The sequence below is a fragment of the Nitrospira sp. Nam74 genome, from assembly GCF_965152615.1.
Map to the genome: position 1 here is coordinate 3573375 of NZ_OZ224220.1, position 21695 is coordinate 3595069.

Annotated in this window: 34 protein-coding genes and 2 tRNA genes; 9 read left to right on the top strand and 27 right to left on the bottom strand. The window is 55.3% G+C overall.

Annotation, left to right across the window (positions count from 1 at the left end):
- Position 1: 1 nt before the first annotated feature.
- The 6 genes from ACWHYZ_RS16675 to ACWHYZ_RS16700 form a co-directional block, all read right to left on the bottom strand.
- Positions 2–739, bottom strand: a complete 738-nt coding sequence (locus tag ACWHYZ_RS16675) for a hypothetical protein (RefSeq protein WP_447983806.1) — start codon at positions 737–739, stop codon at positions 2–4.
- Positions 740–745: 6 nt separating this feature from the next.
- Positions 746–1207, bottom strand: a complete 462-nt coding sequence (locus tag ACWHYZ_RS16680) for a gp33 family protein (RefSeq protein WP_447983807.1) — start codon at positions 1205–1207, stop codon at positions 746–748.
- Entirely contained in the window at positions 1200–2831 is a 1632-nt protein-coding gene (locus ACWHYZ_RS16685; protein ID WP_447983808.1) for a DEAD/DEAH box helicase, read from the bottom strand. Before ACWHYZ_RS16685 ends, ACWHYZ_RS16680 begins: the two co-directional genes overlap by 8 nt.
- 163 nt (positions 2832–2994) lie before the next feature.
- A complete protein-coding gene (locus tag ACWHYZ_RS16690) occupies positions 2995–3135 on the bottom strand; it encodes a hypothetical protein (RefSeq protein WP_447983809.1) in 141 nt (46 codons plus the stop codon).
- A complete protein-coding gene (locus ACWHYZ_RS16695; protein ID WP_447983810.1) occupies positions 3132–3302 on the bottom strand; it encodes a helix-turn-helix domain-containing protein in 171 nt (56 codons plus the stop codon). The genes ACWHYZ_RS16690 and ACWHYZ_RS16695 overlap by 4 nt, the downstream gene beginning before the upstream one ends.
- 35 nt (positions 3303–3337) lie before the next feature.
- Positions 3338–3535 (bottom strand): ribbon-helix-helix protein, CopG family, encoded by a 198-nt coding sequence (locus ACWHYZ_RS16700; RefSeq protein ID WP_447983811.1) that lies wholly within the window; start codon positions 3533–3535, stop codon positions 3338–3340.
- A 184-nt stretch (positions 3536–3719) separates the two neighbouring features.
- On the opposite strand from ACWHYZ_RS16700, the gene ACWHYZ_RS16705 reads away from it, so the two are divergent.
- Both ACWHYZ_RS16705 and ACWHYZ_RS16710 read left to right on the top strand, forming a co-directional pair.
- Entirely contained in the window at positions 3720–4109 is a 390-nt protein-coding gene (locus ACWHYZ_RS16705; RefSeq protein ID WP_447983812.1) for a hypothetical protein, read from the top strand.
- Between the two features lie 102 nt (positions 4110–4211).
- Positions 4212–5315, top strand: coding sequence for a tyrosine-type recombinase/integrase (locus ACWHYZ_RS16710; RefSeq protein ID WP_447983813.1), 1104 nt, complete (start codon positions 4212–4214; stop codon positions 5313–5315).
- A gap of 124 nt (positions 5316–5439) precedes the next feature.
- Here ACWHYZ_RS16710 and ACWHYZ_RS16715 read toward each other — a convergent pair whose 3' ends face one another.
- The 7 genes from ACWHYZ_RS16715 to ACWHYZ_RS16745 all read right to left on the bottom strand — a co-directional run bounded on the left by ACWHYZ_RS16715 (position 5440) and on the right by ACWHYZ_RS16745 (position 7449).
- Positions 5440–5718 (bottom strand): RNA recognition motif domain-containing protein, encoded by a 279-nt coding sequence (locus tag ACWHYZ_RS16715; RefSeq protein ID WP_447983814.1) that lies wholly within the window; start codon positions 5716–5718, stop codon positions 5440–5442.
- Between the two features lie 65 nt (positions 5719–5783).
- Positions 5784–6194, bottom strand: a complete 411-nt coding sequence (locus ACWHYZ_RS16720) for a hypothetical protein (protein ID WP_447983815.1) — start codon at positions 6192–6194, stop codon at positions 5784–5786.
- Positions 6195–6213: 19 nt separating this feature from the next.
- Positions 6214–6420, bottom strand: coding sequence for a helix-turn-helix domain-containing protein (locus tag ACWHYZ_RS16725; RefSeq protein ID WP_447983816.1), 207 nt, complete (start codon positions 6418–6420; stop codon positions 6214–6216).
- Complete coding sequence (locus ACWHYZ_RS16730) at positions 6417–6707, bottom strand: hypothetical protein (RefSeq protein ID WP_447983817.1); 291 nt, start codon at positions 6705–6707, stop codon at positions 6417–6419. Before ACWHYZ_RS16730 ends, ACWHYZ_RS16725 begins: the two co-directional genes overlap by 4 nt.
- Entirely contained in the window at positions 6704–6907 is a 204-nt protein-coding gene (locus ACWHYZ_RS16735; protein ID WP_447983818.1) for a hypothetical protein, read from the bottom strand. The genes ACWHYZ_RS16730 and ACWHYZ_RS16735 overlap by 4 nt, the downstream gene beginning before the upstream one ends.
- Positions 6908–6953: 46 nt before the next feature.
- Positions 6954–7223 (bottom strand): hypothetical protein, encoded by a 270-nt coding sequence (locus tag ACWHYZ_RS16740; RefSeq protein WP_447983819.1) that lies wholly within the window; start codon positions 7221–7223, stop codon positions 6954–6956.
- Positions 7224–7302: 79 nt separating this feature from the next.
- On the bottom strand, positions 7303–7449 hold the full coding sequence (locus ACWHYZ_RS16745) for a hypothetical protein (RefSeq protein WP_447983820.1): 147 nt from the start codon (positions 7447–7449) through the stop codon (positions 7303–7305).
- Positions 7450–7836: 387 nt separating this feature from the next.
- Between ACWHYZ_RS16745 and ACWHYZ_RS16750 the strand changes: the two genes are divergently transcribed.
- Entirely contained in the window at positions 7837–8094 is a 258-nt protein-coding gene (locus tag ACWHYZ_RS16750) for a hypothetical protein (RefSeq protein WP_447983821.1), read from the top strand.
- A 572-nt stretch (positions 8095–8666) separates the two neighbouring features.
- On the opposite strand, the gene ACWHYZ_RS16755 is transcribed toward ACWHYZ_RS16750, so the two are convergent.
- The 11 genes from ACWHYZ_RS16755 to ACWHYZ_RS16805 form a co-directional block, all read right to left on the bottom strand.
- A complete protein-coding gene (locus ACWHYZ_RS16755; protein ID WP_447983822.1) occupies positions 8667–9029 on the bottom strand; it encodes a hypothetical protein in 363 nt (120 codons plus the stop codon).
- A 206-nt stretch (positions 9030–9235) separates the two neighbouring features.
- Positions 9236–9312: transfer RNA gene (locus ACWHYZ_RS16760), tRNA-Arg, on the bottom strand.
- A gap of 385 nt (positions 9313–9697) precedes the next feature.
- On the bottom strand, positions 9698–9871 hold the full coding sequence (locus ACWHYZ_RS16765) for a hypothetical protein (RefSeq protein WP_447983823.1): 174 nt from the start codon (positions 9869–9871) through the stop codon (positions 9698–9700).
- Between the two features lie 589 nt (positions 9872–10460).
- Positions 10461–10537, bottom strand: a tRNA-Pro gene (locus tag ACWHYZ_RS16770).
- Positions 10528–11757, bottom strand: a complete 1230-nt coding sequence (locus tag ACWHYZ_RS16775; RefSeq protein WP_447983824.1) for a tyrosine-type recombinase/integrase — start codon at positions 11755–11757, stop codon at positions 10528–10530. The genes ACWHYZ_RS16770 and ACWHYZ_RS16775 overlap by 10 nt, the downstream gene beginning before the upstream one ends.
- 1 nt (position 11758) lies before the next feature.
- Positions 11759–11968 carry a helix-turn-helix domain-containing protein gene (locus ACWHYZ_RS16780; protein WP_447983825.1) on the bottom strand — a complete coding sequence of 70 codons (210 nt, stop codon included), beginning with the start codon at positions 11966–11968 and terminating at the stop codon, positions 11759–11761.
- 31 nt (positions 11969–11999) lie between these two features.
- Positions 12000–12227, bottom strand: coding sequence for a helix-turn-helix domain-containing protein (locus tag ACWHYZ_RS16785; RefSeq protein ID WP_447983826.1), 228 nt, complete (start codon positions 12225–12227; stop codon positions 12000–12002).
- The gene (locus ACWHYZ_RS16790; RefSeq protein ID WP_447983827.1) at positions 12220–12540 is read right to left on the bottom strand and encodes a hypothetical protein; all 321 of its coding nucleotides are present in this window, start codon (positions 12538–12540) and stop codon (positions 12220–12222) included. Before ACWHYZ_RS16790 ends, ACWHYZ_RS16785 begins: the two co-directional genes overlap by 8 nt.
- Entirely contained in the window at positions 12540–12893 is a 354-nt protein-coding gene (locus ACWHYZ_RS16795) for a hypothetical protein (protein WP_447983828.1), read from the bottom strand. The genes ACWHYZ_RS16790 and ACWHYZ_RS16795 overlap by 1 nt, the downstream gene beginning before the upstream one ends.
- A 573-nt stretch (positions 12894–13466) precedes the next feature.
- Positions 13467–14144: a hypothetical protein gene (locus tag ACWHYZ_RS16800; protein WP_447983829.1), complete on the bottom strand. Its 678-nt coding sequence runs from the start codon at positions 14142–14144 to the stop codon at positions 13467–13469.
- Positions 14105–15523 carry a bifunctional DNA primase/polymerase gene (locus tag ACWHYZ_RS16805; RefSeq protein WP_447983830.1) on the bottom strand — a complete coding sequence of 473 codons (1419 nt, stop codon included), beginning with the start codon at positions 15521–15523 and terminating at the stop codon, positions 14105–14107. The genes ACWHYZ_RS16800 and ACWHYZ_RS16805 overlap by 40 nt, the downstream gene beginning before the upstream one ends.
- A 303-nt stretch (positions 15524–15826) precedes the next feature.
- Here ACWHYZ_RS16805 and ACWHYZ_RS16810 point away from each other — a divergent pair, with 303 nt between their 5' ends.
- The 4 genes from ACWHYZ_RS16810 (at position 15827) to ACWHYZ_RS16825 (ending at position 17990) form a co-directional block, all read left to right on the top strand.
- On the top strand, positions 15827–16384 hold the full coding sequence (locus ACWHYZ_RS16810; protein WP_447983831.1) for a hypothetical protein: 558 nt from the start codon (positions 15827–15829) through the stop codon (positions 16382–16384).
- Between the two features lie 98 nt (positions 16385–16482).
- Entirely contained in the window at positions 16483–16728 is a 246-nt protein-coding gene (locus ACWHYZ_RS16815) for a hypothetical protein (protein WP_447983832.1), read from the top strand.
- A 669-nt stretch (positions 16729–17397) separates the two neighbouring features.
- Positions 17398–17745: a hypothetical protein gene (locus ACWHYZ_RS16820; RefSeq protein ID WP_447983833.1), complete on the top strand. Its 348-nt coding sequence runs from the start codon at positions 17398–17400 to the stop codon at positions 17743–17745.
- A gap of 8 nt (positions 17746–17753) precedes the next feature.
- Positions 17754–17990 (top strand): hypothetical protein, encoded by a 237-nt coding sequence (locus ACWHYZ_RS16825; RefSeq protein ID WP_447983834.1) that lies wholly within the window; start codon positions 17754–17756, stop codon positions 17988–17990.
- Here ACWHYZ_RS16825 and ACWHYZ_RS16830 read toward each other — a convergent pair.
- Entirely contained in the window at positions 17987–18730 is a 744-nt protein-coding gene (locus tag ACWHYZ_RS16830; protein ID WP_447987602.1) for a DUF72 domain-containing protein, read from the bottom strand. The two genes, ACWHYZ_RS16825 and ACWHYZ_RS16830, sit on opposite strands and share 4 nt — an antisense overlap.
- On the bottom strand, positions 18682–19134 hold the full coding sequence (locus tag ACWHYZ_RS16835) for a hypothetical protein (protein WP_447983835.1): 453 nt from the start codon (positions 19132–19134) through the stop codon (positions 18682–18684). The genes ACWHYZ_RS16830 and ACWHYZ_RS16835 overlap by 49 nt, the downstream gene beginning before the upstream one ends.
- Positions 19135–19242: 108 nt before the next feature.
- Between ACWHYZ_RS16835 and ACWHYZ_RS16840 the strand changes: the two genes are divergently transcribed.
- On the top strand, positions 19243–19542 hold the full coding sequence (locus ACWHYZ_RS16840) for a ComEA family DNA-binding protein (protein WP_447983836.1): 300 nt from the start codon (positions 19243–19245) through the stop codon (positions 19540–19542).
- A gap of 3 nt (positions 19543–19545) precedes the next feature.
- Positions 19546–20046, top strand: coding sequence for a thermonuclease family protein (locus ACWHYZ_RS16845; protein WP_447983837.1), 501 nt, complete (start codon positions 19546–19548; stop codon positions 20044–20046).
- A gap of 309 nt (positions 20047–20355) precedes the next feature.
- On the opposite strand, the gene ACWHYZ_RS16850 is transcribed toward ACWHYZ_RS16845, so the two are convergent.
- Positions 20356–21399, bottom strand: coding sequence for an SGNH/GDSL hydrolase family protein (locus ACWHYZ_RS16850; protein WP_447983838.1), 1044 nt, complete (start codon positions 21397–21399; stop codon positions 20356–20358).
- Between the last annotated feature and the right edge of the window lie 296 nt (positions 21400–21695).

Consider the following 21695-nt stretch of genomic DNA (forward strand, 5'->3'; position numbering starts at 1 on the left):
CTCACTCGGCGTCAATGACATCGGTTTCCTGAACAGCGCGATGCGAGGTAAACATCGGCATGAGCGCCGCGCGCAGTTGAATGATCCGGGCCGTCTCCTCGTTCGTCAGCTTCCGCACAAAGCGAAAGGCCGCCTTGGAATACGCCAGGCCGTCGTTGTTGCGGTCGGCCTCGAGTGTGAGAGCCGTGACCTGCTCCCAGATCGGCCCCTGCCCCAGCACGCGGGTGAAATGCTTCCGGCAGGGCGCGATGCTCGTCGGAGGCAGGACGGCGATGATCGGCAGCACATCGGTAGGGCGCAACAGGAACAGCGCGCGCATTTGTTTGCAGGCTTGGCTCCTCGAAATCTCGCCAGGTTTTTTTGGCGGTGCGGATCCCTGTTTTGCCAAGCGACACACCGCACATGCGACCCCAGGGTCGCCGACTCCCGTGATGCTGTCGTCCGACTGGCATTGCGGGGGATTGTTTTGCCCCCCGTAGGCGTCAGGCCAATATGCACGGGTGTCTTTGAAGTGCAGGATGATGCCTTCCACTTCCTTCATCATCTGGTCACCCGCCAGCGTGGGCACGGTCCACACCAGGCCCCCGCCGCTCGGGATCTTCAGGCGATCCAATTCCATCGGATTGATGCCGCCCACCCCGATGTTCGCAGCAAGCGCATCCCGCAGATGCTCCATGGGGACGGTCATCGCGTGGTAGGAGGTGATCGGTGCCAGGTCTGTTGAGTCGGTGTTCGCCATTTTGCGTCAGTCCCCTTTTGTCGCTCGGAGTTGAATGTCCTCATCGATGCTGATGGACCCGGCAAAGGCCGGGGGCAGGTGCGTCAGGAGTTCGGCCGGCCCCATGGTGTCTCCGTTTGGTATTTTCTTGGCCTCCTCCCGCACCCAGGCGGAGAGGCGCTGCGTGTTGAACGTCTCCTCCACCATGTCCTCCAGACCACTGTCCTTCAGGGCCGCCACCGCCGCAGGTTTGTTCCCCGGCATCCCACGCGCCCAAAGCTGTCGGTGGACGTAGATGGTGGTGCCGTCCCTCGTCGTCATGCGCCTCAGGCCGGCGCGCTCAAACCACGCGAGGAGTTGCTGCTCGATGGCGTCCTGCGCCTTCCCCGCCTTCTTGGCCTCCGCCTCATGCTCCTTCTTCACCTTGTCGAAGTAGAGGAAGTCCCGCAGCAACGTCTGGACGAAGTCCTGCGCGGCCGTGTCACTCATACGGTTGTCCTTTCTTCTTCAGTTCGAGGATGTATTCCACGACGTCCTTTCGCGCCTTCAGGGCCGCATAGACGGCTCGGTCAATCGTGCCCCGCGCGACGAGGTGGTAGTACCGCACGGTGCGGGTCTGTCCGGGTCGGTGCACCCGCTTGCGACTCTGCTCATAGTGCTCAAGGGAATACCCCAGTGAAAAATAGATCGCGTGGGCGGCGCGCGTGAGATCGATCCCCACTCCGCCGCTCTGAATCTGCACCGCCAGGATCGGCGCCGCGCCCTGTTGCCACGGCTTGAGGGCATCGACTCGACCTGAGAGTTCGAGCGAGCATCGCTTCATCGCGATGGCGACCTGGTGCACCATGTTGAGGTCATGCCGGAAGCGACAGAAGACCACCACCGGCTCGTCCTTCGGCAGGCCCAACAGGAGATCTTCCAGGGCCTCCACCTTCGCGCGATCCAACTCCTCAATCGTGTCGTCGTCTAACGGCAGGAAGCCGCTGGTGATTTGTTGCAGGCGCAGCAGCTTGGTGAGGACGTTGTTGACGGTCGCGGCCTTCTCGCCGATCTCCGCGACGAATTCCTTTTCCATCTCGGCATACGCGAGGGAGGCTTTCCTATCGAGACGCACGGGGATGACCGTGTCGATGGTCTCCGGTAAGGTCTGCACGTCCTCCGCTTTCACCCGGTAGCAGATCGCGTACATCTTCCGGTTCAATTCCGGCAGGAGGCTTTCGTGAAACCCGAGCACTTCATGATTGCCGAACCCGCCCATCATCGCGTAGCGCGCCCGGAACATGGTGTAGCTGGTGCCGAAGATGCCTTTGTCGAGGAAGCGATACTGCGCATAGATGTCGAGCGGGCTGTGCGGCATCGGCGTCCCGGTCAAGCACAGGCGGTGTGGCACACGGTCGCCCAGCTGTGCACAGAACTGGCTGATCTTGCCGCCGGGCGCCTTGATCCGGTGGCTCTCGTCGAGGATCGCGGCGTCCCATGACATTCGGAGCAAGTACGATTTCAGCGGTTCGCGCCACACCGCCTCGTAATTCACGACCGCCACGACGGGCACAGCCCCGCCGTTCCAGCAGGTGGACAGCCACTCGGCGCGCGCTCGGATGCTGCCCTCATCCAGCGGCACGACGGTCAGCGGAGAGGCTGCGTGCAGGTCGATCTGATACGGCCACACTTGGATCACACGTTTGGGGCACATGATCAGAACGCTGCGCCAGCCCATGTTCGCAATGAGGTCAATAGCGACCTTCGATTTCCCGGTTCCCATGTCGAGCGCGAGCATCGCCGCCGGCAGGGCCTTCGCGTAGTGATAGGCCCGCAATTGATGCAGCCAAGGCTCGGTCTTGGTGAGGGGGATCGGCGGCAGCGTGTCGGCGGTCTTGTGCTGCGCGGCCTCGTGGATGCGTTCGGCCTTGACCAACAGGGCCGCCGCCTCGGGCGACCAGGTCGCCTGCGCAAACTGCTGATGGAGTCCCTGCGCTGCAAAGGGTGTCGCCGGATAGGTCCACGCGCGCCGGGCCTTGTCCCACCGGGCGCCCGGCACGGCCTTGCAGACTTCTTTCAGCGTGAACACGGTGTTGACGATTAGCCGGTTATCGTCGAGATGGACGCGCGTCATGTGCGGGCCTTCCTGGCGTCATGGGGCTGGTGATGAAGCGCGTCCGCGACGGTGTGATCCCACTGCCGCAGGCAGTAGTCACAGAGCAGCACCCAGGCTTGGCTGACCGGATGCTTCCGCAGGTAGAGCTCCGTCGCGGGGTGTTGGCACCATCGGCGGAATTTCATGCGAACACCAGGACGAGCAGGACGCAGCACAGGCCCAGGTTCACGAGGAGCGACACGGCGACGGAGGCAAACAGGAGCACGAACAGGCGGTCACAGCGGTCATACGGGAGGCGCAGCTGCTGGGGATCGTGCGTCATGCTTTCCTCCGCAGGGCTTTAATGACTTCGTCGGGTTTGAAGCGAATCCGACCGCCTAAGCGGAGGTGCGGCACTTTGCCTTCGCGCGCAAAGCGTAGGATGGTGCTGTAGGGAAAGCCGATGCGCCGAGCCAGCACCTTAGCATCGACAAATTCGGGTTCGTTCATCGTCTCCACGGCTCACCTCGCGTGGGGAAGGACGGTCAGATTTTGTAGCCTCGGTGTCGGTAGCGTTCAGTGAGCGCCCGCCGCACAATCCAGGACGCACTGCGTTCGTCCATACGGACCTCCTCGTCAAGGAGCCGGCGGAGCAGCTTGGTGAGTTTGATGGAGATGGCCCGGTCCAGTTGGCTGTCCGTGGAGTTGGGCGTGAAGGCTGGGACGCTGGATTTCTGTGCCATAGTCGTCAGTACCTCCCGAGAAGATGTCGTCAGCGGTACGTGAGAAGGCGCCGTTATAATCCCCGCGCAATCTTTTGTCAATTTTGTATGACACGGTATTACCTGGTAGTGGGTTGCCAGAACGCGGAAGTATTGGTATTATCCGGTATTCTCACCTCGCGCTTGCTTCCAGGAGACCAGACCCATGGGCAGAGAAAAAGTCTTCCAAACTCGAGCGGACGATGAAACGATTGCCGCGATTGAAACGATGGCTCAGTCCATGGGGATGCATAGGGCTGAGCTCACACGCACACTGGTGCGGATTGCCATCGGCTTAAAAAATCCAGGGGTGGGTGAAAAGTTCCAAGAACTCCTCCGCCAACATTCCCGCGCGACGTGGCCCGCCTTGCTGGAGGCCGCGATGGAGTACTATGCCGACCAGGCGCTCGCGGGCCGGCTCGATTCACAGTTCCATCCCATCGACGGTTCGGGCTCGGGCTCGCCGCCTTCCGTGGATGCGAAGCCGACGAAAACTTCCTCCCGGCCAGGGACCGTCATCCACAAAGGCCACCCCTCCAGGCGCGCCCTGGCGTAAACCACCCTTCCGGTAACTTTTCGTATTACATAAGTTGACTGCGTATTACGCACTCCGGTATGGTCATGGGGTCACATCTCATCACCAATAGGGGAGGCAGCTATGGGTCAACTCACCCCGGTACGAGGCGTGTTTTCACGGTCTGCGCGCGGGCAAGAGCAGTGGTGGGCACGCATTGCGGTGCCGAATGCTGGCACGCAGGACGGGCGCAAACTGTTTGGTCCCTTTGAGTCGGTGAAGAAGGCGAACGACTTTGTCATGGGGACGTTCAAGGAGCGGACGACGGGGAGCTTTGCGCACGAGGCATTCTCGCGCCGCGGTCAGCGCCGGTTGCTGGCCGACTTGATCGCCGCCGATTTTGAGAAGACGAAGGGCACGCCGGACCATCGAAATCAGGTGGCCTATTCGAAATGGTGGACGGCACACTATTCGGATCTCCTGGTCAAGCAGTTCACGCACGAGACGATCATCGAAGCGATGGACACACTGGAGGAGGAAAAAGAACTCGCGCCGCAGACCGTGTTTCATTACCTGAAATACATGCGCCGAATCGTCCGCGCGGAATTTAACGCAGGCCATCTCCCCCGGAATCCCTTCTTGCATCCCGATGTGCACTTGCCCTCCCCCGGTGTCGGGAAGGCGCCCTATCTCAGCTTCAAAGATGAGCCGCGCCTGATGGCAGCCCTCGGGGAGCCCTATGCCGACTGGGCGCGCTTTGCGATCTGGACCGGGCTCCGAAGGACGGAGCAGTTCACGCTGCCCTGGGCGAACGTCGACCTGGAGCGGGGCATCATCACGCTGGAAAATACCAAAGGCGGCAAACTCAGGGGCGACGCCCGCTCCGTCGAATATGCCAACCTGGACACGAACGCGGTCGAGCTCCTGCGGACCTTCTCCTCCTGGCAGACGTCCAAGTGGGTGTTCCCGGCCCAACGGAACTCAGCGGTGCCTCTGGATACGCACAATTTCTACAACCGGGTCTGGTTACCAGCGGTCAAAAAGGCGGGCCTCACGGGCCTGACGTGGCACACGTTGCGGCATACCTTCGCATCCCGGCTGGCGATGAAGGGTAAGCCAATGGAAGACATTAGGGTGGCCCTGCGCCATTCCAACATCCTCATGGTCACGAAGCGGTACGTCCATCTCCAGAACGCCCACATGAAATCCATGCTGGCCGAACTCTCTAACTACAACCTCCCGGAGTAAGACAGGAGTCGTCCCATGCCGTTCATCTATCCCGTGCAAAATCTCAAATTTCGTAATTGCTGGATTGATGCTGATGGGCACAGCGTCTTTTGAGCTGGCAAGGCCGTAAGATGCGCCTAGGAAGTCACGCTATGCGGGGAAGTGGAGGAACTGTAGTGCGAGTAACAGTGATTTGCAAACCGGCGACTATCGTTCCATTCAGTGCTTCGGTAGCCCTTGTCGCGTTGTCCTCATTGTCCATCGCAACGTATCCCAAACGAAGAGAGATGCCGCAATGGTCCCTGGCAACTCGGCACCAGGCCACCGAACCAAAGGACATGAATAGTTCTCGAAGGTCTTCTGAGGTGACGGAGAGTGCGAGTCCGTCTACAAATAAGGTCGTCCCAACGTCGATAGTTTGCATGATCCTTACTATAGGTATACTACTTATAATAGTCAACGCTGTTGTGTCGATTCTTCCTTTGCCGACTAGGGGCAATGGGGATGGCGGCCGCCGCCGTAGAGGCTCGGGCCAAACATCCGGGCGAGGGTGGCACGCCGCATGAACTTGTCCGGTGAGATGCCGTTCGTCACACTCCCGCCTTGCTGCATCAGATCCAAATACTCCTTGTATAGCGCGCACTCTTCGGCACTGTCGTAGGTGGTCTCCGCCGCCGGCGCCGTCAAGGCCACGGCCGGGGCTCGCCTGGTACCCTCGTCCGGCACCCCGTAAAACTCCGCGCCCATCACGCGGTTGTCCTGCAGCTCCAATTTCTTGCAGCCCACGCTGGGATGATCGGTATAGAGCCCGCCGGGGCATTCATAAAACTCCGCCTCGCCCCAGGCCGGCGAGGTGGCGAGGACACCGAGAGCGCACAATGCGAGGCATTGCTTGACCATGATGAATCTCCTTGTGGTTTTAGGGACTCGGCACTTTGTGCTGAGCGGCCAGCATCTTCAAGAGGCGCTCGGTCGGCGGGGCAATCTGGTGCACCCCCTGCTCCCAGCGCGCGACGGTATTCGCCGACACTCCCAGCATCTTCGCCAGGGCCTCCTGGGTCAGGCCCAGGCGCGCGCGGGTAGTTTTCAATTTGCTGGGCGTCATTCGGCCTCCTCTTGTCATCATGGGTTCGTCGATCCAATCTGCCGATCCGCCGCCCGGAAGGCGGCTCCGTCGGTCAGGTACTGTTCGATGATGTTGGCCATCTGCTGAGCGGACGTCAGCATCATACTTAGCGAACTGAGCCGGCTGGCGAGGACCGGAACCTCATCGCTGGCGTCCTCCGCCATCATCTTAAGTTGCACGTCGATTCCGTGTCGGAGGATGGTGAGGACGGCGGAGATGTCTCCGCCGTCGATCACATAGTCGTGCACTGCATCTTCTGTCGCCTCCGTCCGATCTTCCGGGGTCATGACTTCACCCCCAATTGGCCCAGCGCCGCTTTCAATTCGGCCTCGATCAACTGCCCCATCAGGTCCCCGATCTGTGGGCGCGTCCGGAGAATGTCCCGCGCCAACTTCTCGGCCGTGGCGTCCGCCTCGCTGTGGAGGGTCATCTGAATCGCCCGCCGGGCGGTCTGTCGAAGTTTCATCGGATTGCGCTTTGGCATCATCGTGTCTCGTTTAATGATGAGAGTATACGGCGCGTATAGATCCCTGTCAAGCGTCGTTGCGGGGAAGCGTCGCCTTATGGTTGGCGTCTTCAATCGCGCTGTTCATCTTCGACTCGGTCAAGTCCTCGACCGGGACGTTCGTTTCTTCCGCGATCCGGTCGACGATCCGCTGGCAGACCGTGGCAAGGTTCCGGGCCGCCCGCAGTTCCTCTTCGCTCAGCGGATTGACTTCGCCCGCGAATAACGCCTCCAGGGCCTCCTCGCAATCCCGCAGGTCGGTCAAGGTATTTCGGAACCGGCAATAGCTCATGTTCATGATTGTCTCCTTGGTTGGTAGTTCGTGCGTTTTATGTCTATGACTATACGTCTCGTATAGCACGAAGTCAAGCGGCTCGTTATTGGACCCGGATAGCTTCCTCGGCCATTTCCATCGCGTTGAGGAGCCAGGCGGCCTTGCCCTTGACCGAGGTGTTCAGCGCCGTGCGCTGGAGAACCTTGATGACCTCCTCGACATCGTTGTTGATCTTCTGCTCGGCCGGCACAACCGTGGCCTCGTAGAGGGCCTTTCCGCGCGCCTCGGTCGTCCTCTGTAAAGAAAAAAGGGCTAGGGCCTGACATTTACTGTCGGACCTAGCCCTCTTTTTGTTTCATGCAAAGTATCTGCGGATCGCGAGACCTGTCATGCCAACCACGAGCAAGGTAACCGTCGACGGTTCAGGTACTAGTGTGTTGACTGTCATCGTGCCTTGCTGAAAGAAGAACTCGCAGGGGAATCCAGGGGGTTGTATGTGGCTACATCTCGGTGAGATTTGAATACCGAGCGATGCCGTTACGTGATAGCTAGACGGACCAATAAAGGTATTGTTGTAAAGGGGAGTCGTAAATGGTGACCACCCTCCACTTAGCGTGACATCGGTCAAGGTAACTGGATGGTCCGAATCGAACGAGAGGCGCACAACGAAGTCACTTGGAAAGCGATCCGTGGACAGGCTATCCGTTCGCCCTCGCCCCTGGATCTCGCTGAGCCTGAGACCTTCAGGGAGCAGCTCGGCATGGATAGTATCCAGGGTCGAGAAGGTGCAGCAGGTGGAGCCTGGGTTGTCAGTGAGGATGTCAGTGGAGGCCCTGAAGTTCGAGAAGTTCGCTTCACCGGCAGTGAAGCTGCCCTGGTCGACCAGATCCTGTAGGCTCAAGGCGCGCGCTGGCAGGGGAAGTAGGGCAGTTAGTAACAAGATTAGAGCAATACCCATGAAAAATCCTCCGTGGTGAGATTGTTTAGGTAATGCATACCAGAGGAGGGCTTAGTCTTCCTATTCCGGGAAACTACTAGATCAGCTTCAATACGTTACGCGCTGCTGCCCAGGTCCTGCGCAGGTGACGGTTGGCCCCGTCGAGTTTGATGGAGTATACGCGTCGTATAGTATGAGATCAAGCGCCCGGCAGTTACGGCTGGACCCGGACGGTCCAGCAGCAGCGGGCCGCCGCCTCGGCCACGGCCTTCCGTTTCGCCTCCGCGTAGGTCGAGCCGTGGACCCAAAACAGGCGGTCCAGGGCCTCAGCCTTCCCTTCCTTCCCCGAGGGCGAACGCCCCGGACCCGAACCCCCTGGGCTCTTTGCCGTGGGAGAACCGATACGAGGTGGTGTTGACGTAGATTTCGTTCTTGGGAATGCCGGTGGTTTTCATCGCTGCGCTTCTCTTGGTGGTGTGTCGTCCAATACGGACCGTACAGTATGAAGTCAAGTCCCATCCAGCCGGGGTCTACCGGAAGTGGAACCGAAACACGCTGGTGCTGATTTCTTTGGCCATCTGCTTCAGCATCGTCGTGGCCGCCTCCATCTCGCTCTGAGCGCCCGTGGCCGTTTCGATTCGAATCCCCATCACTCGCAAGTGGCCGCCGGCGAGTTCGGGTTGGCGGAGGTTGATCACCCACTGCTTGCCCTCGCTGCGCATTTCCAACTCGGCGGCCAACACGTACAGGCGCGCCATCTGCTCCCGGCTGCTCGGCATCTTCTTCCCGTCCACCACCAGGATGAGATTCAGGGCATCGGCCACCTCGGCGGTCATCACCCATTGGTTCGCTCCCGGTACGCTCATCTTCGTGGTCGCCGTTTCGTTTCTCATCGCCGTCTCCTTGATTGGGGTGGCTGCTCGCTATGGTTGAACTATACGTCTCGTATAGATAGAAGTCAAGTCATATTCCGTTGGGGGCCGCCCGGCGTTTGTGCCTTCCAACGGCACAGAAAATGGGTCAAAAAATGGCAACGGCACAAAAACGGCACAAATGGGGGTTCGTGCTCGGGGGTGGGTGTTGTAAGCCTTTGATTGTTTGGTGCGCCCGGTGCGAATTGAACGCACGACCCACAGCTTAGAAGGCTGTTGCTCTATCCAACTGAGCTACGGGCGCGAGTAGCGGAATCGGTTACTTGCGGAGGCGACTGCTCGGTACTCAGGGTTTGTGCCATTTTATGCGTCATGGCGTCAAGTCCTTGTCTCGTTTTACGATCTTCCTTGAGCGACCGTTTGCCATGTTGGTTCTTATAGTGAAGATATTCGTCAGCCAGCTCGCGCAGGCTTGCCTCCTTCGGGCGATCCTGTTGACCAATATCAATTCCTTCAGCTGAGCTGAAAGCGTCTCGTAGGCTCCGTGAGCCATTCTGAACGGACTTTCCGCTCTTGCTTACCGATCACCATACCACAAGGTATAGCCATAGGGTGATAGGTTTGAGGTTCCGTCCGAGTGCTCCCCGGCTTGTCCATCACGCTTGATGATCTTTGCCGTGGCTCCCTCCTTACTCGAGAGCTGTCAAAATGACCTGCATAAGATTTTTTCCAGCCGGACTCGACTTGGTCACACTCGCGTGCTTTCCGTCACCGAAATGCACGATATAATCGTTGCCTGTTTCCTCCACGTATTGGATGTGATCAACGTTAATGAAGTAGTTATGCACATGAACAAATGGCATAGGGAGCCCTTCTCTTAGTCTGTGTTGGAGACGGTGGTCGGCCATCCCCATCCATCACTCAATTCTTTCTATTCTCTTAACCGTTTAATGAATGATTCCCTTTCGGCAAGTCATCTCAAAGGCATCGGCTTCCTCACGAAACGGTGTTTGCCGTGCACTGTTTGTCGTTCACCCCTGCTTGTCCTTATCGAACTCAAACGTGATCATGGTTACCGGCCGGGGCTGGGTATGGGCATAGACATGCACCCGCTGACAATGTCCAAATCAAATAAGTAAAGCAACGACATTCTAACTCGCTGAAGTTAGAAGGCCATAGAATCGACTTAGAATGTTGCTCTATCCAACTGAGCTACGGATGCGGGATGGACAGGAGTACGAGAGGAGGCGTGGAGGTTACCTGAGCGCCTCTATTCTATATTGGCAAAGGATCGACACTTGCTGGGTTAATTTGGTGGGGCGAGAGGATTGGGTCGCCGCACCACACTTCACCCCCTGCTTGGACCGCCCGGCTCGTTGATGGCGCTATGGCCTATTCCCTATTCGGTCCGCGTTCGCTGGCTTCAAATCTTCTTTCGATCATTCTTGTTATTGGTCGGGGCGAGAGGATTTGAACCTCCGACATCCTGCTCCCAAAGCAGGCGCGCTACCGAGCTGCGCTACGCCCCGACACCAGAATTACAACGGGTTGCATTGTGCCCTACGGCAGGGGAGTTGGCAAGTGTTATTAGCGTGTTAGTTTGATAATCTGTTAAACGCGCTGCAGCCTCTTTCAGGTCATCCGGAGTGATCTGATTGTACCGTCTGTGCATCTGTTCGGATTTGTGCCCCACGACCTTCATTGCCGTCATTGTGTCCACCCCAGCACGGCGTAGATTCGTCGACGCAGTATGTCGGAAGTCATGGATGTGCAGCCCTTCCTTCCCCGTAGCCTGAATCCCCGCCCTTCGGCACGCTGCAAGATATGCCGTCCTTGGGCTTTTCCATGGTTTGCCCTTATAGAGAAACACTTTTGGATAGTCTAGCCGGCGCTCCTGCCAAAGTTCCTTAAATATTCCGTAGACCTCATCAGTCATCGGCACAACTCTTGGCTCACCGTTCTTAGTCTCTCGTAGCCGAAATTCCTTTCGGCGCATATCCACGTCTGGCCATTCCAACTTCAGCAACTCACTCTTCCGTGGTCCCATGGAGTAAAGAATAGCGAGATACCGTACGAGATGTGGGGCCGCGTGTTGCTTCAATCTCAACCATTCCTCTGTAGTTGCTACCCTGTCACGCCAATTATCGGCGTCTGGCTTGGGGACGTGGCTGGCTGGGTTATCGACGATTAATTTATAACGTGGGCTTTTCGCAACGTTTAGCATATGCGTAAGCGCGGTATGGTCATGGTTAATGCTTTGGACGGATACGGGCCTTCCTTCATCTTTACGTTCCCAACCACACTGACAGCGTTTGAAGCCAGTCATCTGCTGACAATGTGGGCACTTAGTAAGATCGTATTGGCATCGTTGCTTTCGATACTCCTCCACATCCTGTGCAGTGATATTACAAAGCAGTTTATCGCCAAAGAACGAGACCAGGTGTTTTACTTTCAATAGGCGGTCTCTGTAACTGCGCAGCCGCCGCACTTCCTCCAGCTCTAGATAGGTCGACGCCCATTCCTGAAAAGTTATGGATTCTAGGCGAAGGACTGAAGGACTCACCTCCTGCCCACTCAACAGCCGCGTCTTGATGATAGCCTCTTGTTTCCGTGCTTCACCTTTATTAAGGCAGCCGACCTTCCAACGTTTTAATTTACCGGTACCGTAAGGAGCGAGTGAGAACGCCTTGCCGTCATCAATAACGCGGAACTCGACATACCAACTATCCTTCCGCTTAGTCAGTCCCATGCTACCGCCCTCCTTTGTGTGGCTTGGCCTCTCCGATGAGTTCAGCAACGGTCACATTGAGAGCTTTGGCGAGTTTCCGCAGTGTCGATAACTGCGGGTCCCCTTCGCCGGCTTCAAACTTTGCCAGCGCTGACACCGCCACGCCTGATACCGCTTTAAGCTCACGTAAGCTCAGTCCTTGCCGTTGCCGAATCTCCCGAAGCCGAAGCATGGCATAGTGTTCCATTATAATGGAACAGTTGTCAAGTCTGTTTCCTCGGGACAACGGTATGCTTCGCGATCCAACTTTCAAGCTGTTTAGGATCAAACTTGTTCAGCCGGCCGACTTTTACATACGGAATGCGGCGTTGCGAGCACATCGTGTAGAGGGTGGGCAACTTAATGCCGAGGTATTCCGCCGTCTGTGCCGGGGTTAGCAAGCGGGTTGGCAAAGCAGTGTGGATCGTGACACTGTGCTTAGAATCACTCATTCTGGGCTTCCCCGGGTTGATTCTTCTCGCCGGTGGGAGGCTGGTGCTCGATGGTAAGCGGCTCAGCGGCACGAGAGCGATTGACTACGACCACCACTGGCTCATTACTTTCGTGACGCCCCATTTCCGCGGGGATGAGTCGGGCCGCAATCTTATAAAACTCGGTCCGGTGCTGAGCAGCCCACTTCGCAAACGCCTCATCGCCGCCGATTGCATCATAAACGTGCAGTACCCCTTCGCGAAATGCACGGGTCAGCTTATTCGGAGTCCCCGCCTTCCGGCCGCCGATCTTTGCCATCCCTTTCCTAAACATCACTCCTCCCTCCTATTTGGTTGCACTGTAGAATGCTGCGCATCACACGACGACGCAGTGTCTCTGTTAAATCGCGCTTCCGGCACACCGATGTTCCCGAGTGTTTGTTGTGCTGCCACATCCTCAGACGAAGCTCCATATTGTGACCGCCACAGCCCGAGCACCCAGTCGTCGATCAAAACCTTGGAAGTCACCCACCGGCCATCGGGTAGCTTGGCGGCCGGGAGCCCATGGTTTCGCATCCAGTCGTAGAAGGTGGCAGTGGAGATTCGGCCATACCGGCAGATTGCGCGAGTGCCGATAAGCAAGCCAGGGTTTCCCGTATGGCGACTGCGAAAAAGATATGGTGACATCAGTTAAACCTCATTGTTTTGGATGTTATGCGGGTGTAGACGGATTAGTGGCGTGTGCACGTAACGCCGTAACCAATTCAACGAGTTCCGGCATGCCACGAAATTTCCTTTTTGAGTTGTCCGTATCTTGGCTCGGACCGCGAAATAGCCAAAACAGGCCTTATAAGCCATTGTTTTTACTGCCAGCAAAATTGTCTATTTTCAGCAATCGGGCTGATATATGGCTTTTCAGCACCTTCTGAAGCCCAAGTCATCGGTTGCAGGTTCACGGTGTGCACCTTCCTCAAACACCGGTTTTGGGTTTCGTCCCAATCGAAACGGCCACAACGCGCATTTGGTACACGGGCACAGTCGGATCTCTTCAGCTTGATCGCAACTACAATCGAGACACTTGGCACGGATCACTTTTAGGGCTGTCGGTTGTTTCAATGTGTCCTCCTGTTGAGTGAATTTAAGTCCTTGATCAGTAGAGTGCCGGAACCACCACCTCCTGTTTTTCCGGGGGTGTGTACCACTCCTCCATAACTTCTTCTCTCTCTGTCTGGCTTTGAACTAGTTCAGGGAGTGGCTAGCTCATCCCCCTTTTCGTAGGAGGTTAGCTGCCCTCAGTAGTGACTGAAAAGCCGGTTCAGCGATCCACTGCCATGATTTGTGCAGCTGCAGCATCGACGGCTTCCCAAGACCAGCTTTTTGATGCTGCCCGACGCCAAGCCAATCCAGGTCTTCCATGACCTTTCTGGCCTTGTCATCACTCTTTGCCCCGATTGCCGATTGCAGCTGAGGGACCGTGAGCGTCTCGCTGCCTTGTCCAAAAGCCAGTAAGGCTTGCCGCCGGTGTCGCGGGATAGAGGAACAGGTAACTTGGGCAAGACAGTGAAGATCGGACTCTGTGAGATGTGTACGTGCATGGACAAGTGCATGTCCTCTTGCCAGGTTGTACAACACTGCTTGGGCACGCATGGGCGCTTCGGGCGTAGGGGGCTCTCCATCAAAGGACGGGATCGTTCTCAGCATCGCGAGCAGTGTTGCTAATGCCGCAATTTGCTCGTGGGTGCCTACCACATCGCATGAACTGTCCCAGGCAATCCCCCGTATGCGATGCTGCGCAAAGAGCTGTGCTAGGAATCCAGACACCACTATGCGACATTCATTCAGCCTTGCGAGATAGGTACCGCCAGTGCCCAAGCAGAGACCTGTTGCGGCTTCCGGCTCTAGCAGATAGAAGAACAGCCGGCTCCCAAGCTGGGCCATGATTCGCCACACACTGGGATCAAAGGGCGTCGTACACCCGAGCAGGCAAATAGATAGTCGCCCTCATACCCGCGGCGGCCGTGCGTGCCGCTATCGCTGATTAAGCCTTGCCCATCAAGGACCCGGGTGATGATGGAAAATCTTTCCAGGAGGTCGTCCGGTTTGCCTCGAAACATCGTGGATAGCTCAGGCGTGACCAAAACCTTGTGCTGAATCCGGGGCAGGAGATCGATGGCTTTAAGCTGCTCGGGTGTCGCCTTCGCCGAATGGCTGACGAAGGCTGCCGGGGTAAATTTATCTGACCGGTAGCACATGGTTGCACTAAACATCGTGGCAACGGTGGTCTTGCCCGTTGCGGCAGGTCCCATGAAAATCATGGCCGCGGGATTAGCATTATCGGCGAGGAGCAGCGTGGCGCACGTCGCCAAGCCGAGATCCACTGCGGGCCAAAGGTTCGGGAAATGCGTCTCAACGGTTTGCCGAACCACTGCAATATTCGGTGGGCAGTCTAAGGCAATAGGACCAACTGTTTCGGTGCGCGGAAGTGTCGCACAAGGCTTTATTTGATCGCTTGGCGCGTACTGCGAGACGCTGGCGGCAATCTTATGTACTTCCTCGTCGTCTAAAGGCGGATCGCAGCGTTGCTCATTTTCGTGGAGAAGGGCCGCTTTGATAGCTTGATGAGTCATTCCACTGCTGCGCATCGTCCCTCCAAGCGAAGTTAATGTGTTATTGCGAGTGCCTTCAGGAATGCGCTCTGGACTATGAGCATGACAACGCTTTGGCTTGAGAGCGCCATTGGTGACAAGTTTGTGTAACCAGCCTGGCATTGAGGAAACTGGTGTATCTTCTGGGTGTGATGACACTTCCCATACGTACGTCTCCCCGCTTAAATGCACGCTCGGCGGCGCAACGATATAGCCGCCATCTGCTTTGATGTCCAAACCTTGCCCTATGGACCGGCTTTTGATGTACCCACCGGGATGCTGAAACAGAATGTGACGGCCTCCACCGCCCGTTAAAGATTCGACCGTTGCTGGCAACTTACCGTGCTGTTCTTCCAGCTGTGCTAGCGTGTTGTCACCGCTATGACGGGGGTCTATATCCAATACCACGAGACCACTTTCCCGCCCCGTAACTACTCCAACGTTGGCGCGGGGCCAACGTTCCCACCACGCTTGGATAATAGGTATATTCAACGTGGCATCGTTTAGCCCATGCTCTGCACAGGGATGCTTCCCTACAGCCTCGCATTCCGTCTTGTTGCAGGAGCACTGACCTTTACGAGGAGAATGGAGTGGCAACACAGACCATCCTTTACGAACATATGACACGGCCGCTGTCAGTAGTTGATGTTCTCGCTCTCCACGTTCTTTCATACCGCAATCAACCTTCCTATCGTTGTTGTTCAAAATCCGCCTCCCTTCTAAATCGCAGTCTAGTTATCGAACTCAACCACTACTGTTTATAAGAACGGTTGAACTGGCATTCATATGAAAGGCCACTGAACCGTTACACGAAAAGCTTCGCGCCACTAAACCGCTGCATTCCTAAGGTTAAGAACGGTTGAGACGCACTTCTTATGCACATCGATCTAAGCCTTTCATGTGATTCGTTTATTCTATGGAGTTCGAAAATTGTTTGGCATTTGTGTCTACGGTCGGTAAAATCAAAGCATAGACATGGCAAAGATTCGCTTTTTATCGCTACAGCAGCCTGACAAGACGGAACTCCGTAGGGCTGAAGAGAATGTGGGTGCAACGCCAATTGAGCGGGCTCAATGGCTCTTAAAGTTTTGTCAAAGTGGTTCTGAAAGTATTGAACCGGATGAGGCCCGAAGGAGACAGGCGGAGTGGAAGGCTTTTGCTAACGACCCGAAACCACTGGACAAGAATGCTTTGCAACACGTGCGAACTTCCCTCCAACGGAGATTAAAGGCCTTAATAGAAGGCAAACCGGTAGAGATGAAAGTCTCAGCAAATCGAATACTGTCTTTAGCAAAGAATGGTATCGGTATTAAGACATCGTTTGAGGTTTACAATGAGGCTGATCGTCCTCTCCTTTTACTGGTGGCAGCCCTTGAAGCAGTCGGAAATCGTTTTCGCACTTGTGATGCTTGCAAAACGGCCTACATCCATCATGGCAATTGGAAGTTCTGCACCAAACTCTGCCGCTGGCAAATGAGCCAACAGCGCTATCGAAAGAAGAAGAGAGAGGCGCACTGGCAACGGTCCTCATAACAAAGATCTAGAGGACTGGACCAGGCTAAGCAGAAGGCGTATTATGCCATAACTACGTATTTATCCATTGCCCTGAGGGTGATCATTAGGGAGACATTATGACGAAGCGAAAGGTGAGACGGATCAATGCGAACATTCCCGCCATTATTATTGAGCGGTGGGAAGATCTACTGAAACGCGAGAATGGCTATCTACCGTTTAACCTGTCGCAACGGCTAGAGCTGGCGATTCTAGAGCACACGCGGCTGATCGAGCGGCGGCTGAAAGAACAGCCTGACTATACAGGAGAGTCGGACATTGTCGACAAACGCTTTGACGGTCCTGAGAGCTGCCTTATTACATAGCAGAATTGAGCTATAGCCGCCCTGTAATACACATGCCGCGCACCTAGAGAGACTTGTTGTTTCTGTGTCACTGACAGCTGAGGACGGCTACAAGCCTTTTATGTGGCGGAACGACAGGCCAACCGGTCCTTGTCTTTACTAGACCCTCACCTTCGATCCGGGTTATTGATATAGTTCTCTATAGACACTTATAGAATCGGCGGCACAGCCAAGGGGGGGTCTATTCTTGTACAAGAATAAGTTTCCAGACATCGGACCGTGCGAGATTTGTTCTAACCCGGCGGATAGCCGCAAGCACATCCAGAGTATAGACGTAATCGCTAACAAAGCCCTTTACTACCACACCGGTTGCATGGAACGGGAGAATGCAAAACGAGATGCGGCGGAAGCGCCCCCACCTCAAAGATTAAATAGATCAGCTACTGAAGCAGAGGAGATATTTACGACGGCGGAAGCCGCGAAGTTCTTGAAAGTCTGCCGGCAGACCCTCTATAAGCTCAACGTTCCGTTCTATCTCTTGCCGGGTACTACCATGCGCCGGTATAGAAGAAGTGAACTACTAGACTGGCTTAAGACGGGGCACGAAGCAGAGACGGGAATTAGGATCATCTTGCATTGAGAGGCTAAAGCGTCGTTTTGTTCATGGTCGCTGACGCGCTACGGTCGTGTATGGCTGAAAAGCTCGACAAGAAAGATTTAGTCACCCTAGACGAGTTGACCCTCTCCAACGCTTGGGAGCAGGAAGCTCTTATAGAAGTTTTGGTGGCAAAAGGAATCCTCACCAAGCGAGAAGTATTAGATGCCATCACTGAGCTTCGCCGCCGCAATCCTCGAGCTGCTGTCCCGCACAATGAAATGAGCGTTGATGCTCACAAGACTGATGTACTCGTCAGACACATTTTGGAAATTTTTAACTCAACTGGCTTGACCGCCCAGCAAGCTAAGGACATGCTGGCCCATCTCCAAGTCCTTGTTGAAATCGGTGAACGCGTTGCACAGGGACAGAGGAGCCATTAGGTTGAGCCATGGCATTTCGTGACACGTTAAAGACATTACTAGAAGCAGCGGAACGCTTTGAGGGTAAGACGCCAAAGTACCGGCGCATTGAATCGGAGCGTCAAGCGCTACGGGAGGCCATTACACAGGCTCAGCTAGTGCTGTCAGTGCAAGAGGCATCTAAGGAGCAAAAGGGCCAGACCAGCCAATTAAAAATGGTGTCCGGTGGAAAAGTCAGGAAGAAAGTGAAGTCTGCCAGAAGCTAGTAGTCCCCTGCCGTAGTCTTTAACTCATCCACCAATGCTTGGACGGTAAGCGGTGCACTCCCTTCTGAACGATTGTTGACCAAGACATAAGCCGTGCGCTGTTCAGCTACAGCTTGCTTCACGAGAGAAATCGTATCGGCTCGCATCTCGGGTAATTCCTGAATGAGCCGGTTATATGGCTCGGCCCGCTTCACCGCTGCTTCATACGATATTCCCAACGGTGTGAGCAGACGCAGAACGACAAATTGAGCGGTAAACGTGTGGCCTAGCTTCCGATGCTGATGGGCAAGAGGGGGCATAGCCGTCCAGTGGTTATAGACATGGGCAACTTTGTGAGCCGTAAGAATGTCATGGTACTTCTGCGTGAGGATTAGCGGATTGCGCACTTCAATGGCATAGCGGTAGCGCGGGGGCAATTGCGAGAGAAAGCTATCCAAGCGCGGCAAGAACGTGGACGCAATCAATCCTGTTCGCTGAAACTCGAACAGGAACGGACCAATATGGCCTTGGAAGGCTTCTTCGTACGGCGGCAAGACTTCTTCGATAAAGGTCTTCGCATCAAGAAAACGCGGGTTCGGCTGTCCTGCCTTATCTCGATAGCGTGGATGATTGGCGAAGCGAGGGATCGTGATCTCTTCCCATACCTTTGAGCACATCTCAAACCCGTCCGGTAATTGTTTGGCGTAGTGCGTCAGTAGCTCAACACTTGGCGGACCATAAAAACTGAGATCGAGGCCCAGGTCCGAAACAGCGGGTGACCCCGGTAGAGATACCGTGCATACTCAGCTAAGCACTCTTGTTTGAAACGCCGCTTCTCGTAGGCGTTGTGATAGACAATCCCCTGCCAACCTTCATACGCCCACGTGGACGTGCCGAAGCGAATGAACGGAGAAAGGGCGGCCTGCTGCGCTTCCACTCGGCGTCTCCAATTGTTCAGGGACCGGACCCCATCTTCCACGACCTTCAGTTGACCATGCAAGCGGTAGTACAGGTCTTCCTGCTTCCCTACTTGACGTTCAATGTTGTTCGCCCGGCTAATGAAGGTAGAGACTAAGCGGCTCAGGTCGTTGACGTGTTCCGCAACCGCACGGTTCTCAGCCGGATTGGGAACCTCAGGACTTTCATCAGCACTATCAGTTGGCATGTAACCAATGGTTACATGTGCGCTCCCCTCTCGTCAAGACAACTCAAGACAGCTGACAGGCGTGCTACTTTGGGCTAAGGTGCGGACAGTCTACTAAGGAGGTTTCCCATGAGACTATTCAACGGTATGGCCCTCGTGTTCGTTCTACGCCTGATGCTTTTAATCGGCCTCGGTACCGTCCTTGATAACACGATCGCGCCTGTCGATGCGTATGCCACTGAAGCGTTGGACATCAATTCGGCAAAGCCGGACGAACTCAAGGCATTACCCGGCATTGGTGAGGCGTACGCCAAGAAGATCGTCGAAGGCAGGCCATACAAGCGCAAGGATGAGTTGGTGCAAAAGAAGATCGTCCCGCAAGCCACGTACGACAAGATTAAGGATCAGGTCGTGGCGAAACAGAAATAGGAGATGAGACGAATTAATCTCCTAGCGGGTCTTCTGTGGGCCATTCTATTTCCCACGCTTCTCTTTGCCGCTGACTTCACCGGCCGTGTTGTCGGTGTTTCAGACGGTGACACGATCTCCGTGATGCATGATGGCAAAGCCGAAAAAATCCGCCTCAACGGCATTGATTGCCCTGAGAAGCGACAGGCGTTTGGTGAGCGAGCCAAGCAGTTCACGTCTAAGCTGGCCTTTGGCAACGATGTGACGGTAAGAGTGTCGGGCCATGATAAGTATCGCCGGACCATCGGAGATGTGATCTTGTCGGATGGAAGGACGTTGAATAAGGAGTTAGTTAGGGCCGGATTGGCGTGGTGGTATGAGAAGTATTCAAAAGATACAACATTGAGAGATTTAGAGGCAGAGGCTCGGGCTGCAAGGCGGGGGTTATGGGTGTATCCCGATCCTGTTCCACCGTGGGAGTGGAGACATCGGATGATGCTTTCTGAACAGATTAAATTCTCCTGAGATCGTTCCTTACCCGCTGAAGTGCGCCTCATCTTTCCCAATAACGCTCGAGACGAGTATCAACATGAGGATGAAAGGAGAAAGAAACAGCAACAGCAACGCCAAGCTGACAGAACGGAAAACAGAAGATAGAAAGGACCACATAGCGGCGTCTCCTATGAGGCTGATCATAGGCTGCCGTCTGCTCAATAACTATTAGACACACGTCGTGCTACTTATGATGAATAAGTTCCATATTGCGAAACGGAATAGCCCTTTCTTAGGATAAAGCTGCGTATTATCCACGCGAGTGATTGGAAGCAGTGAAACTTAGTTTCCCTCTATCTTCTTAAAGCGGCTGAATACTGCCGCGCCCTCAAGTTGCGTGAATAGCAGATCTGCCATGTGCAGTCCCCCTAATGCGTTGAAATGGCAATTGTCCAGAAGTTCGTCTGTCTGAAACGTGCCTTTCTCGCCAACCGTCTCAATGTACATGGCACTGAAGCGCTGAGCCACTTCTTTGTTTATATCCTCATGTTGGGCAACGCCTACAGCAAAGGATGTCTCCAGTTCTTCATCGGTCCGTGGGATGAATACTTGTGGCACTAGAATGACAGTTCGCCCCTGTGCCTGTAATAACTGCACCAAATCACTGAGATGCTGTTTGTAAATCCCTGTTCCGTTACGGGCTAAGGCACCGCGCCATGTGGACACCGGAGGGTATGGGCGCTGCACATAGGTGTTCAGGTGAGCAAACTCGCCTTTCGCTACTACCTGGAGAAGATACCAACGATAAAACGGCACTCTGACCAGTTTCTTGTTTGCGTGAGGTAAGACGTTGAGATCGGAACGCCATGTCAGACGACTATTGGAATAATCAGGCTTTATGTCATCAAACAGACGCGGGTGAACATCATTTATGCCGACATACAGAATAACCACATCCGGTTCCAACAACTCTAGAAGCAAGAGATAGTGCAGCATGTTATCAATGACATTGTAATTCCCGACTCCGCCATTAATAACATCGAAATCGGACCCGTAGCGGGTACGTATACGGTGCTCTAACTGGTAAGGCCAGGTGTCGGTTTCATTTGCTATCCCCTCTCCGAAAGTAGTGCTCCCGCCCAGTGCAACGGCTCGCCATTTAACGGACGAGCGAGGGCGAACTTCCTCGGTCCTGCGGACGAGATAGTCGGCATTGAACTGTTTCTGACCCAAATAGGCGGCATCTGGATTCAGTGCGAAATTTAAATAATGATGAGGCCGGTACGCTGCCGAAGTGCCGGTACCTACTTCCTCTTGCCCCTCTCCCATCACGTGTCGATAGAGTGCTCGCGTCCTAGCGTCTGCCTGCGCCAGTGATGAGGCCATAACAATCCATTCTGCACCATAAATCAGAACAGAGATCAGTGCTACATACACAACTGTGCTAAGTGCATACCTTAGAAACGACCGCTTCCACCTCTCTACGGTTATCCCAAGCACAAGGAAGACCGCTAGCGCCATGAAGGTCAAAACCACGAGGTGGGCTGCTATGTAAGTAGGATGCCTATCTGGCGGTAACGCCAGGAGAAATAAGGCCCCTGCGGCGCTTAAACCGTAGAGAACTTTTCTTACTCGTTGATGATTCTTTGTGCTTTGAGTCGTTATCGAACGTCCTGACATAG